This is a genomic window from Tenacibaculum agarivorans, from assembly GCF_001936575.1.
GTDB lineage: Bacteria > Bacteroidota > Bacteroidia > Flavobacteriales > Flavobacteriaceae > Polaribacter > Polaribacter agarivorans.
Genome location: NZ_MSMP01000047.1, coordinates 1 through 14,050, shown reverse-complemented (window position 1 = coordinate 14,050; position 14,050 = coordinate 1). Strand labels below are relative to the sequence as shown.

Genomic DNA, 14,050 nt, shown 5'->3' with positions numbered 1-14,050 from the left:
CGTATTCAATTATTAGTTGCTGGTTTGGAATCGCAAAGTTATAAAGTTTGATATGCTAAAAAATAGAAAAGGTTACTTTAATTGTACCGTTTAATTCAAATATAAAAATGAATTTTCTAACTTCTAACTTCTAACTTCTAACTTCTAACTTCTAACTTCGCAATTAAAAAGTATCGGCAGCAAAGCTAAATAAAATAAAAAAAGCATTATAAGTGGCATGTAATACTATACTCCATTGTAAACCAAATCGAACTCTAATAAAACCTAAGTATCCACCTAAAATAACTTGAGGAGCAACTAAAATCGGACTCAATAACAATACATTAGGAGTAAGTTCAAAATTGGTAATATGAACAAAACCAAAAAATACTGCAAAGAGATAGAATAATATTCTAAATGTACTCTTATCCTTAAATAGCGTTATTGGAGCTCTAAAAAAAAGTTCTTCTAGTAATGGAGCAACTATTGCAGCTAAAAGAAAAACTTGTGTTTTAGAAAACTGATTCATAATGTCTTTCATAGCATGACTTTCCATATTAACTAATCCTAGTGCTTCAACCAAACTAAATAATGGTGTGAGTAACGTAGCAGTAATGATACTAATGATTAGTAGATGGAAGAATTTAGTTAGTCTATATTGTAAATCAGTATTGGTGTCACTCTCCAGTACGGGATTTTTCAAATAGCTAATTAACTCCTTAAAAGTATTCATCATGGTATTGATCTTTATTATATCACTATATAGGTAGCGTCAATAGTAAAAAAGTTACATTAATATTTAGCAGCGCCAATATTTTTTGAACTTTTTATAATAAATGATCTTAAATCTTCATTAGCTTTTTCTAAATCTTCTTTTCTAAGATACATCATATGTCCACTTCTATACCCTTTAAAATTCATTCTATTTTTTAATTTACCACTTGGATCTATTTTTCCCATAGTATATTTTGCAGCACTATATGTTGTAGCGCCATCATAATAACCAGACTGTACCAATAGTTGTAAGTATGGATTTTCAGCCATAGCTTTTCTTAAATTTTCTCGAGCATTATTGTTTGAGAAATCCCAAGGTCTAACAGGACCAAACATATTGTATTTTACATCAGTTTTAAACTGTAGTACATTTTGAATGTAGTAATTTATAGCAGGAGTAAATGAGTGCAACCATGAAACTAATTCGGCACTATAATCTGGTTGAGTTCCAGTTTCTCTTCTATCTAACCCTAAATATCTACTATCCAATCGACCGATAGTTTTACCCGAAGTATTTCGTAATAATTCTTTCCAGAAATATGGTTTAGGAAGTTCTAGATTGTGTTTCAAAATAACCTCTTTTTGAACTCCCGAGTAATAGGCCATTTGTTCAGCGATTAGATTTTTTTCTGTTTCTCCAATATATCCACCTTTAGCAAGTGCAGGAAGTAATTTATGAATAGCAAAGTTTTCAGATTCAGGAAGTATTTCTAACAAATCTTTTTGTTGTAATTCAGTAGGTAATTGTTTATGATACCAAGCTGCAGCAGTGTAGTATGGAAAATTAATAGCATAATCTTCAGAACTGTCGGTACGCAACAGTTTATAATCCGCAGGAGAAACCATAATTACACCATTTAAATACATCCATTGTCTGCTTTGTAATTCATAAGCCAATTGCATTACTCGAGTTCCACCGTAACTTTCACCAATAATATATTTAGGAGACTGCCATCTATTGTTTCTAGTCACAAAGGTATTTAACCAATCCGCTAAATATTTAGCATCAGCATTTACACCAAAAAAGTATTTCTTATCAACTTTTTCATCTTGTTTCACCACAGGTCTTGAGTATCCTGTATTTACAGGGTTCACAAAAACAATATCAGCTACATCCAATACTGAATACGGATTGTCTTTTATACCATAAGGTTGAATTGGATTTCCTTCATTATCTATTTTTAATGTTTTTGGTCCAGTATACGCAATATGCATCCAAACAGAAGCGGAACCTGGACCACCATTAAAAGACATGATTAATGGCCTTTTTACGTTGTTAGCAATATCAGTTCTATAATAATAGGTGTAAAATAAGGTAGCTTTTATATTTCCATTAGCATCAAACACAGGTTGCGTACCTGTTTGAGCCTTATAATTCACTTTTTTCCCTTTTATAGTAATGGAATTTGTAGTGACTACAGTAGTGTCTACAGGAATTCTATAATCTTGACAAAATAGTTGTGCAGAAAGTAATAAAAATAATAATGTGATTCTTTTCATTTGGTTTGGCTCTTAATGTGCTCTAAGGTAAGAATTCTGAAAATAAAAAAATGAAATGGTAAAATGGAACCTTATTTTCAAGTAATGAGATTGTCGAAATTAATTTTTATGCGGTTACGTTTAAAATTTGTGCAAAGGCGAATACTATTTCATACATAGATTTACCTTTTTTATAACAATAGAACAGATTTCTGCATTTTTTTATTTTCTCTTTGTTATAGAATTACTTTAAATATTAAAATAGTAATTCTATAATGTTTAATTAAAAATCTAAAAATAAATTATTATGAATTTTAATACAATAATTCAAGAATCTACTGGAATAATAAATGTAAACGGAACTTTTGTGCCAGGAAAACTAATTTCCAAAGAAGAAGGAGAAATAACTTTTAAACTTCAAAAAGAAAATTCAATTTCCTTGCCTGAGGGAAACTATCCAAAATTATTACCTCCTACCATAGTAGCTAACTTAATTTCTAATGATAATGAAGTTACGGGTATTAGAATAACAGGAGTTATTTTGGTGGATAATAATTATGATCTCACCACAGATGATTTTGGATTCTGTTGGAACTTTACATATGGCTCTACAGGAGGTTATCAATTAAACTTATACGCGGCTTTTGAAGCAGAAGCCCCAAAGTCTTTACCTTCAGAATATGACATGTTCGGTTTTGAAGTTAATTTCAAAAATGAAGCTATAAAATCGGGCATTTTTACTTTACCATTAGAAAAAATAAAAACAGTAGAGGCATTTGTTGTAGATGCAGATCCTGAAACATCGAGAGGAACCGTCACTACTGTAAAATCAGGAGACAGACAGTAAAGATAAAAGTATACTAATTAAAAAGCAGAGTTTACTCTGCTTTTTGTATTTTAGAAATTAAACCAAATATTTAAAATGTTAATTTCTAAATGTTCCTCAATATTTTTTTTTAGTTTATGTATAATTTGTTACGCACAAAATTCTAAAAAACAGTCGAAGCCATACTTTTTTAAAACTTTAAAGGAGAAAAGTCAGCATTTAATTAATGATGATTTTTTTGATAAATCGAGGTCTTTTTTTTTAAATCAAGAATGGGATTCTATATTGGTTCATACATCTCTATTGGAACAAAAAGTACCAGAAAGTACCGAAGTAAAAGATTACGGTCATTTTTTTAGGGGATATGGTTTTTTAAAAAAAGGATTGTTATCTGAATCAGAAAATGAATTTTATAAAATATCTAAAGATTTTGAGTTTGCATTAAGAGTGATTATGTATCAAGGAGAAATAAACTTGATGAGTTCTAAATATGAAAAAGCAATTGAAAAGTTTAAAATCTTAGAAGATAAACCTTTAGACTTGGGTTTTAAAAGAAGTAATATTTTGTTCAATTTAGGTTTGTGTTATCTACATCTTAAGAAATTTAAAAGAGCAAATAAATATTTAAAAAAAAGTTTAAAGCTGTATGAAGAAAAAAAAGATACTACAGAATTAGTAGGAGCATATGCATATCTAGGAAGTCTTTATTATGAACAATATAAGGATGATATAGCGATTCCCTATTTTCAAAGAGCATATGATTTAGCTAAGAATGTAGATGATTTTACATTAAAACGTGATGCTGCTAAAAATATGGCAATAGTGGAGGAGAATAGAAAAGATTTAGTAGCTGCTTTACTATACAGAAAAGAATATGAACAATGGAAAGATTCCTTAAATGATCAAAATAAAATATGGCAAACAGCTCAGTTTGAAAAAAAGTTTGCAATAGCACAAAAAGAAAAAGAAGTTAATGTTTTGAAAGCAGAAAATAGAGCTCAAGTAGCAGAGCGTAATACTATTTTATATGCGGCTATAGGTTTGTTTTTGTTATTGATAGTGATTTCTTTTTTTTATCGAAAAAATATCAAATCAAAAAAGACTATTTCATTACAAAATGAAAAATTAGATGCATTAAACACAACTAAAGATAGACTTTTCTCGATTGTAAGTCATGATTTAAGATCTTCTGTGAATACACTGAAACTAAGTAACAAAAAGTTATTGGCTAATTTGGAGGCTGAAAATTTTGATGGTGTACATCAATTATTACTAAAAAATAGTGCTTTGGTTGGTGGTGCATATAATTTACTAGACAACTTATTAAATTGGGCATTATTACAAACGAAACAGGCTTACTTTGAAATTAAAGAGCTACAATTGTTTTTTGCTGTAGAGCATGTCGCTTTTAATTATTTACCACTCATCAAAGAAAAGGAAATACACTTTGAAAATAAAGTGCCTAAATCAGTTAAAGCTTTAGCTGATAAAGAATCATTAAAGATTATTTTAAGGAATATATTAGATAATGCGATAAAATTTTCGGAATCTAATGATAGTATTAAAATCTACACTCAAGAGGCTAAGGAAGATCGAATTAATATAGTCATTGAAGATACAGGTTTAGGAATGGATGAAGAAACACGTTTAAGGCTTCTAAGGGCAAAAGTCTCTACAGTTAATGAAAGGAAACACAAAAACATAATTGGTTCAGGTTTAGGTTTGCAATTATGTAAATCAATGATTCAAAAAAATAAAGGTGAATTTTTAATAGAAAGTGAATTAGGTAGAGGTACTAAAATGATTGTATCTTTACCTAAATCCCCTGATTAATGGAAAAAATAAATGTTTTAGTTGTAGAAGACAATCCTCTAGAGAGAGAAGCTCTCGTAGAAGTATTGGAGAATAATAATTATAATATTACCGGAATAGCAGATAATTTTAAAGCCGCTTTAGCTATTTATCTAAACCAGAAAGATATTGATATTGTTATTATTGATATTTTTTTAGGAGAACATCCTGAAGGTATTCTATTTGCTGAGACTATAAATCAACTAGAATATCCTAAAAAGCCTTTTCTGTTTTTAACAAGTTCTATTGATAAAGAATTATTTGAAAGAGCTAAAGCTACAATGCCTTTTAATTATATGGTAAAACCATTTAATGAATTAGAGTTATTGTTTTCTTTGGGAAAAGCAATGGAAACGTTTTATAACCAAAATGAAACTATTGCGGATAATGATAAAGGAGCTATAGTAACACCAGACTGTTTATATATTCAAAAAGGAAATTCTTTAAAGAAAGTATTGCTAGATCAGATTATTTTTATTCAAGTAGAAGGTCGTTATTGTAATATTATCACAGAAAAAGGAAAATTTGTTATCTTAATTTCTCTTACTAAAGTAATAGAACTCTTAGATTCTAAAATTTTTGGTAGAGTTAGTAGGAATTTTATTGTAAATCTTCAAAAAATAGAAGAGATTTTCCCTAATGATAATTTGATAATGATGCTTGGAGGTTACAAAGTCACTTTTAGTGATAAATATAAAAGCATTATTAAAAAACATATAATACTAAAATAGTTAAGGTTACTAAAAAACAAATCCTTTAAAAATAATTCATGCCCTAAAATAGTGTGCTTTATGTCTTGTATTCTTGTACTTCATTACAATGCTATTACTTTTTCTTCGATGTAATTTTATGTCAGGACTAAGGTCTTTTTTTGGATCAAACGTATTTTACGAGGACTAGTGTATTATCAACTTAATTTAAAATATGGAACGTAAAATAGTAGATATACGATTTTAGATTTACGAAGTATTTAAATTGAACCTTACTTTATCATTTTTTAATTTGGATAGTACTTATCTACAATATGTTATAAGTTAGCCTTCAATCTTTACCATTTTGTTAGTTATTTAGGATAAAAACCTTCTCGCTTCTACCTAAAAATAAGTAATTCTTACCATTGAAATTACTGTAAATTTCAAGATTATAATTTTCATCCCTGTAAATTATCGCTGATCCCTTTTTTTGATATCAAAAAGATAAGTATAGATAATTTATTTGTCTTTATACATAGCATAGCACCAATTAATGAGGTAAACTCTTTACCTAATGTCAATACTTTGCCTCCACGTTTTTATTACAGCTAGTTTTATGGTAGAAATGTAAAGCTAGCTTATTTACTTCTAATCAATTAATAATTAACCAAACATTAAATTAAATTTTTTAAAAAATGAAAACAGCATTTAAATTCTTGATGACTTTAACCATTTGTATGTTTACGCTATGGTCTTGTTCAGATGATGAATCCTCTGTTACTCTTGTGGAAGGAGAAGGACAGGTAACATTCTCTTTTAATGTAATAAATGATACAAATACCTCTACAAATGGTAACAAAAGTTTTAGGAATAGCCAATTGGTAAAAAGAACTCCAAATCAAATTGTGGTAACTATTCAATCTACAGATGATGGGAGTATAGTATATGATAAGGAGAAATTAGATGTAATTGCTTTTAATGGTAGTTTTATTAGCGATCCTATTGCGTTGAAAACAGGGAATTATGAACTTACAGAGTATTTTGTATTAGATGAAGATGGAAATACATTGTATGTAACTCCTTTAGAAGGAAGTACGCTTGCTTACTTAGTGAATGATCCTTTAGGAACAAATTTTTCTATAGCTAAAGACGATTCAAAACAAATTACACCTGAAGTTATCACGCCAGAAGGGTTTGATGCTGATGATTTTGGATATACTGATTTTAGTTTTGATATTGTTGAAACCATTGATTTTTTAATATCAGCTCATATTTTCGATGAGGCGTCGGAATCTTACGAACTTACTGATGCAACTATTCTGGTAACAGCAGATGGTACAGAAGTATATAATAATTCTATTGCTAATGTAACAGAGCAAATTCGAGTGAGAGATGGTTATAACTCGTATACTATTACCATTACAAAAGCTGGATATGATGATTATGTAGTAACACTAACTAACGCTGAATTAGAATTGCATGCGAATAAACCTTTGATAGTGATTTTATCTCTATCTACTGTAGTACAAAGTTACGATGTTTTTGCTAAAGAAAATAGTGTAAGTGGAGGAGCTGGTTTAATAATAGGTGAGTATGAAGTTGGGCAAACCGTTGTAATTAATACAGACCCTAATGATATTTGGAATTTATTAGATAATGATCCAGGATTTAATTCTAATGCAGATGGTGGACTACAAGTGAATCCAAATTCAACTTTTCCTAATGGAATAGCTGAATTTAAGCATGGGACATTAGTAGGGAGTTTTGACAATGGTACTACTTTTTTTAAAGTAGGAACTCAATTTCAAACTACTGTTACAGCAGCTTCAGAATTAAAATTATATTGTTGGGACTCTGATTCGGATAATAATACTGGTTCTATCAAAGTTACCGTAACAACTACTAGGTAAATTCTTTTATTAACGATTAGGACTTAGGTTTCATAATAATACTTAGTCCTTCATTTTACAACGATTCAATATTAAAATATAAAGCTAGCTTATTTACTTCTAATTAATAATTAACCAAACATTAAATTAAATTTTTTTAAAAAATGAAAACAGCATTTAAATTCTTGATGACTTTAACCATTTGTATGTTTACGCTATGGTCTTGTTCAGATGATGAGTCATCTGTTACTCTTGTGGAAGGAGAAGGACAGGTAACTTTCTCTTTTGACGTAATAAATGATACAAATACCCTTACCAATGGTAATAAAAGTTTTAGGAATAGCCAATTAGTAAAAACAACTCCAAATCAAATTGTGGTTACTATTCAATCTACAGATGATGGGAGTATAGTGTATGATAGGGAGAAATTAGATGTAATTGCTTTTAATGGTAATTTTATTAGCGATCCTATTGCTTTGAAAACAGGGAATTATGAACTTACAGAGTATTTTGTATTAGATGAAGATGGGAATACACTGTATGTAACTCCTTTAGAAGGAAGTACGCTTGCTTACTTAGTGAATGATCCTTTAGGAACAAATTTTTCTATAGCTAAAGACGATTCAAAACAAATTACACCTGAAGTTATCACGCCAGAAGGTTTTACTGCTGACGATTTTGGATACACTGATTTTAGTTTTGATATTGTTGAAACCATTGATTTTTTAATATCAACTCATATTTTCGATGAGGCGTCGGAATCTTACGAACTTACTGATGCAAATATTTTGGTAACAGCAGATGGTACAGAAGTATATAATAATGCAATAGCTAATGTAACAGAGCAAATTCGAGTGAGAGATGGTTTTAATTCTTATACCATTACTATCACAAAATCTGGATATGATGACTATGTACTAACACTAACTAACGCTGAATTAGAACTACATGCGAATAAACCTTTAATAGTGATTTTATCTCTACCTCCTGTAACACAAAGTTATGATGTTTTTGCTAAAGGAAACAGTGTAAGTGGAGGAGTTGGTTTAATAATAGGTGAGTATGAAGTTGGGCAAACCGTTGTAATTAATACAGACCCTAATGATATTTGGAATTTATCACGTAATGATCCAGAGTTTAATTCTAATGCAGATGGAGGTTTAGTTGTAGATCCTGATGCTACATATGTAAAAGAAGGTCAGGAATTTATAGTTGGAGCACTAGTGGGGAGTTTTGATAATGGTACTACTTTTTTTAAAGTAGGAAGTCAGTTTCAAACTACTATTACAACAAGTTCAGAGTTAAGATTATACTGTTGGGACAGTAATAATAATGATAATTTTGGCTCTCTTAAAGTTACCGTGACAACTACTAGGTAAATTCTTTTATTGGCATCGGTAAAGGATATAATACTCCAAGATTTGTCTCGAAATGAAAATGCCTTGTAGGCTTGTCTCGAGGAAATTTACTAACGATTAGGACTTAGGTTTCATAATAATATTTAGTCCTTCATTTTACAACGATTCAATATTAAAATATAAAGTAAGCTTATTCACTTCTAATCAATTAATAATTAACCAAACATTAAATTTTTTAAAAAAATGAAAACAGCATTTAAATTCTTGATGACTTTAGCCATTTGTATGTTTACGTTGTGGTCTTGTTCAGATGATGAAGCATCTGTTACTCTTGTGGAAGGAGAAGGACAGGTAACCTTTTCCTTTGATGTAATAAACGATACAAATACCCCTACAAATGGTAATAAAAGTTTTAGGAATAGCCAATTAGTAAAAACAACTCCAAATCAAATTGTGGTAACTATTCAATCTACAGATGATGGGAGTATAGTATATGATAAGGAGAAATTAGATGTAATTGCTTTTAATGATAATTTTATTAGCGATCCTATTGCGTTGAAAACAGGGAATTATGAACTTATAGAGTATTTTGTATTAGATGAAGATGAAAATACATTGTATGTAGCTCCTTTAGAGGGAAGTACACTTGCTTACTTAGTGAATGATCCTTTAGGAACAAATTTTTCTATAGCTAAAGACGATTCAAAACAAATTACACCTGAAGTTATCACGCCAGAAGGATTTACTGCTGACGATTTTGGATACACTGATTTTAGTTTTGATATTGTTGAAACCATTGATTTTTTAATATCAGTACACGCTTTTGATGTAGCATCAGAATCTTATGAACTTACTGATGCAACTATTCTGGTAACAGCAGATGGTACAGAAGTATATAATAAAGCGATAGCTAATGTAACAGAGCAAATTCGAGTGAGAGATGGTTATAACTCGTATACTATTACCATTACAAAATCTGGATATGATGATGACATGCAAACGTTTACAGCAAATGAGTTAAAATCATATGAAAATGCTCCATTAGTAATCCAACTTACTGAGTCATTATTAAAAGTTGGAGCCTTAGCAGAAGGAGGTATTGTATATCAAATATTTCAATTAGGAGATGAGGGTTATGTTGCTGGTGAAATACATGGAATGGTAGCTTCTCCAACATTAGGGAAAAGTAATTGGCCAGGAGCACAATCGCTTATTAATACATTAAATCAAGGAGAGTTTTCGAATTGGATTTTACCTAGTTACGGAAATTTAGGTCAAATACGTACTAATCTTTTAAATGTGGGAGCAGATTTAAATTTCTTTGATTTTGATTACCATTGGGCAGCAAATATTATTTCAGGAGCTAACTGGGGGTTCAATCCGAAAGAAGGGTCAGGACCAAGTTTGCCAGCATCATTTAATGCTAGTGTATTAGGAATAAGGGAATTTTAATTACAATAATAGAATATTACAATAGTATTCTAAAGGAATAACTTTTTAAGTAAAGTTGTTCCTTTTTTTGATATAATTAGAAAGTTATTTTCCACAATATAATTACTTTACTAATAGGTAATATTCTAAATAGACTTTTTAAAATAAAACTACTCCACTACCAAACCATCCTTCATCTCCAACGTTCTATCAGCCATGGTTGCTAATTCTTTGTTATGAGTTACTAAAACAAAGGTTTGTCCGAATTCATCACGGAGTTTAAAAAATAATTCATGTAGATTTTTTGCTGAGGTAGAATCTAAGTTTCCAGAAGGTTCGTCAGCAAATATTACAGACGGATTGTTAATTAAAGCTCTTGCAACGGCTACACGTTGTTGTTCCCCACCAGATAGTTCATTTGGTTTGTGTTGTTCTCTATGCGATAAACCCAAAAAAGCTAATAATTCTTTAGCACGTTGTTCGGTTTCTTTTTTCCCTTTTTTAGCAATAAAAGCAGGTATACATACATTTTCAAGAGCTGTAAACTCAGGAAGTAATTGATGGAATTGAAAAATAAAACCAATATGTTGATTCCTAAATGTAGATACTTGGTTATCTGAAAGCCCTTTGATGCTAATATCATTAATCGTTAATTCATAATGCTGCTGTTTATTAGGCTCATCTAAAGTCCCTAGGATTTGAAGCAGTGTGGTTTTTCCAGCTCCTGAAGGACCAACAATAGCTACAATTTCTCCTTTTTCAATATGAATGTCTACTCCTTTTAAAATTTCAACATCACCATAATTTTTATGTATATTTTTTCCTGTAATCATCTAGTGTATGGCTAATACAGCGAATGTAAAAAAAAGAAACCAGACTAAATACCTTTAATCTGATTTCTATGTGTAGTAGTTAGCCACTATGTTTGTTCTCTAAAGAGAATTAAAACATATTTTTAATATTATTATAATCTATAAAATAGACAAATCGAACAGAGAATGTATGTTTCATGTTTTCTTCTAAAAGACGATTTAAATTATCACTAAAACTGATATCAGCAGGCGCAAAATCAGAATCTGGATTAATTGAATTTCTATAAAAAGCGATCAATTGACTACCAGGTGCAAATTGCCATACATAGTTTAAATCTAAATTCCAGCTATTAAAATTTCTGTTATAATTATCCGTATGAGCAGAAGGTAACAATTGCCCATTGGAAGTATCTAGTTGTAACAATTGCTCATCGTAAGGTACTTTACTCCAGTTATGTCTGAATGCTAATGATAAAGAAGAATTAGTGTTGAAACTATATTTTCCTGATAATGAATTTTCGTAAGTGCTTCTGTTTCGTTCTCCAAAAATAATATCACCATTATCCAATTCATCCACATATCCCAAATCATTATCTACCTGATTGTATTCAAAAGAATAGGTTAAAGAAAAACGATCATTAAATCGATAACGGGGAGTTAGTCCAAACCCGTAAGCATTCTTGTCTATATTATCAAACATAGTGTAGTACCAGAAATAATTTAAAGCAAACTTTTTTCTAAAATCGGTACCTGCCCAATGATTTAAATTTACACGAGTTGGTCTTTCAAAAAATACACCTGAAGTACTTCCTTGTCTTGGTTCAAAGAAATCTTTAGAGGTAGTCCTAACATTAATATTACCACCAAAATTAAATCTGTTTACAGTTTCAGACCAAAAAGAAATTCCTGTATTTGTTCCTGTATAGATACCTGATTGATGTTGAAAATTAAAATTATACCACCAGTTTACTCCAAAATTATTAAAAATCCCTACAGGTTTTAGCTGTCTATAGCCTGTAAAACCATATATAGTTTGCTCATTATTACTAAATAATATTCCCAAGTCATTAGGGTTAAAGTCTTTATTTTCGAAATTATAACCTATTTCCCAACGCCATTTTCCAGATTGTTTACCAATACTAGTATCAAAAGAATATCCAGGAGTATCATTGTCTGGATCATCACTGATATGCGTAGTTCTAAAACTTCCATCTATATTATAGGTACTCGATTTGTCTTCTACATGCCATAGTAATCCAGTAGCGTTAGCATCTCTAAATCGTCCATCTCTAGTCACATTAGTATTAATTAACGTTATAGCAGAATTTTGATTGAATTGCTTATCTAAGACCATAATATTATAGTTAGTAAAAGGTTCAGTTACGGCTTTACGCTGACTTTTAGTAGTTACCACTTCTGTTCCGATTTGAGTTTGTTCTGTTCGCTCAATCGTAGCCTCTGTTTTTTCTGTAATTGCATTAAAAAATCCGATTCCTAATCCATCCTTTGTTCTACCAGAGATTTTAATGGCATTTAACATCTGGACTTTATTAGGATTATCCACAATTTCTTCATTTACTTTTTTACCCCCAACAAAATCTTCATCATCTTGTAAATTCCCACCTACATCAAATTGATCAGTAGGAGAACCACCAATACGTCTTGAATAAAATAAGCGTCCTTTAGAAAATAATTCTGTTCCTTCAGTAAAAAATTGACGCTGTTCTGTAAACTGTTGTTCAAAAGGTCCAAGGTTAAGTTGTACATCATCAAAACCAACTTGACTAAAATCAGGAATCAATGTAGCATCTAGGGTGAAGTTTTCTGATAAACCATATTTTATATCCATACCTACGCTCCAATCAACTTCAGTGTTATCTCTGTCAGAAATAGTGATAGCAGAAGCGTATGGATACAAGTTCAAACGAGTAGGAGGAGAGATATTTTGAAAGTTTTCAATTAAACCATCATATTGTGTCCAACGTCCAATGCTGTTGTCTATATAATTCCAAGTATACCTTTTATTAAGATTGCGGACTTCCCTATGAAAATTCATTCCCCAAGATTGTACTTTGTTGTTTGCAAAACGTAATGCTCTATATGGAATTTTCATTTCTACATTCCAACCGTATTCAGTAATTTTAAAATCACTATCCCAAACAGCACTCCAATTATAATCCTCATTATTTCCATTAGATACTTTGGCATCAATTTGCACTCCAGAAGCAGTTACAATAAACATTACAGGATTTTGTCCATCATCAATAGGATTGATCATCGCAAAAAAGAAGTCAGAATTCCCAAAATTATCTCTATTGGTAAATTCTGCTGGAATTTTTTCAGGATTAGGATCAAACATTTTTGCAGAGATGTATATGGCATTATCGTCATAAATTAATTTCACCTCTGTTTTATAATCACCTAATTCTGGTTTTCCATTATCTGGTCTAAATTCAACAAAATTATCAGCAACAGGAACATTTTTCCAGGCTTCATCATTTAAATCACCATCAATTTTGGGAGTAGAATTTACGCGAGTTGCAGGTAATCTTTTTCTGTTTTTATTGACTTGTGCATTTGAAATTGTTGAAAGTAGTAGGCATAGTAGTAAATAGGAATGAAAATTTTTCATTTTAAATAGCAGTTAGTTAATAGTTTTTAGAATGAATAATGTCATAATTTGATAGTTGGATCAATACGAATTGATTACACTAAAGACTAGGAAAAAAATAGAGTGTTACATTTTTTCGGCTTTAATTTTTTCAATTGGATCCTAAAACTACAAATCTGTTGGTTTTATGAAAGTTAAAGGGGACTGCATGTTGAAAATTTAACTTTTCTATAAGTGTTAAAATTGAATTTAGTTTAAAGCCCGAAGTTTGAAGTCTGAAGTTTTTTCCAATGATCAATAAACAATTATCGATTATCAATGCTTGCTTGGAGTTGATAAGAAATGGAT

Annotated in this window: 10 protein-coding genes; 6 read left to right on the top strand and 4 right to left on the bottom strand. The window is 30.2% G+C overall.

The window, feature by feature from the left end; all coding sequences use genetic code 11:
* Window positions 1-163 precede the first annotated feature (163 nt).
* Both BVC87_RS21240 and BVC87_RS21235 read right to left on the bottom strand, forming a co-directional pair.
* A complete protein-coding gene (locus tag BVC87_RS21240; RefSeq protein WP_075344419.1) occupies window positions 164-715 on the bottom strand; it encodes a CPBP family intramembrane glutamic endopeptidase in 552 nt (183 codons plus the stop codon).
* A gap of 56 nt (window positions 716-771) precedes the next feature.
* Window positions 772-2,253 (bottom strand): S10 family peptidase, encoded by a 1,482-nt coding sequence (locus tag BVC87_RS21235; RefSeq protein WP_075344418.1) that lies wholly within the window; start codon window positions 2,251-2,253, stop codon window positions 772-774.
* Between the two features lie 286 nt (window positions 2,254-2,539).
* Between BVC87_RS21235 and BVC87_RS21230 the strand changes: the two genes are divergently transcribed.
* The 6 genes from BVC87_RS21230 to BVC87_RS21205 all read left to right on the top strand — a co-directional run bounded on the left by BVC87_RS21230 (window position 2,540) and on the right by BVC87_RS21205 (window position 10,300).
* Window positions 2,540-3,079 (top strand): hypothetical protein, encoded by a 540-nt coding sequence (locus tag BVC87_RS21230; RefSeq protein WP_075344417.1) that lies wholly within the window; start codon window positions 2,540-2,542, stop codon window positions 3,077-3,079.
* Between the two features lie 282 nt (window positions 3,080-3,361).
* Window positions 3,362-4,891: a tetratricopeptide repeat-containing sensor histidine kinase gene (locus BVC87_RS21225; protein ID WP_234974707.1), complete on the top strand. Its 1,530-nt coding sequence runs from the start codon at window positions 3,362-3,364 to the stop codon at window positions 4,889-4,891.
* Entirely contained in the window at window positions 4,891-5,640 is a 750-nt protein-coding gene (locus BVC87_RS21220) for a LytR/AlgR family response regulator transcription factor (RefSeq protein WP_075344415.1), read from the top strand. The genes BVC87_RS21225 and BVC87_RS21220 overlap by 1 nt, the downstream gene beginning before the upstream one ends.
* A 656-nt stretch (window positions 5,641-6,296) precedes the next feature.
* On the top strand, window positions 6,297-7,511 hold the full coding sequence (locus BVC87_RS21215; RefSeq protein ID WP_143569872.1) for a hypothetical protein: 1,215 nt from the start codon (window positions 6,297-6,299) through the stop codon (window positions 7,509-7,511).
* Window positions 7,512-7,654: 143 nt separating this feature from the next.
* Window positions 7,655-8,869 carry a hypothetical protein gene (locus BVC87_RS21210; RefSeq protein WP_143569871.1) on the top strand — a complete coding sequence of 405 codons (1,215 nt, stop codon included), beginning with the start codon at window positions 7,655-7,657 and terminating at the stop codon, window positions 8,867-8,869.
* Window positions 8,870-9,091: 222 nt separating this feature from the next.
* Window positions 9,092-10,300 carry a hypothetical protein gene (locus BVC87_RS21205; RefSeq protein ID WP_143569870.1) on the top strand — a complete coding sequence of 403 codons (1,209 nt, stop codon included), beginning with the start codon at window positions 9,092-9,094 and terminating at the stop codon, window positions 10,298-10,300.
* A gap of 149 nt (window positions 10,301-10,449) precedes the next feature.
* Here the strand turns inward: BVC87_RS21205 and BVC87_RS21200 are convergent, their stop codons facing one another.
* Complete coding sequence (locus BVC87_RS21200) at window positions 10,450-11,112, bottom strand: ABC transporter ATP-binding protein (RefSeq protein ID WP_075344411.1); 663 nt, start codon at window positions 11,110-11,112, stop codon at window positions 10,450-10,452.
* A 109-nt stretch (window positions 11,113-11,221) separates the two neighbouring features.
* Complete coding sequence (locus BVC87_RS21195; RefSeq protein WP_075344410.1) at window positions 11,222-13,723, bottom strand: DUF5916 domain-containing protein; 2,502 nt, start codon at window positions 13,721-13,723, stop codon at window positions 11,222-11,224.
* Window positions 13,724-14,050: the final 327 nt, after the last annotated feature.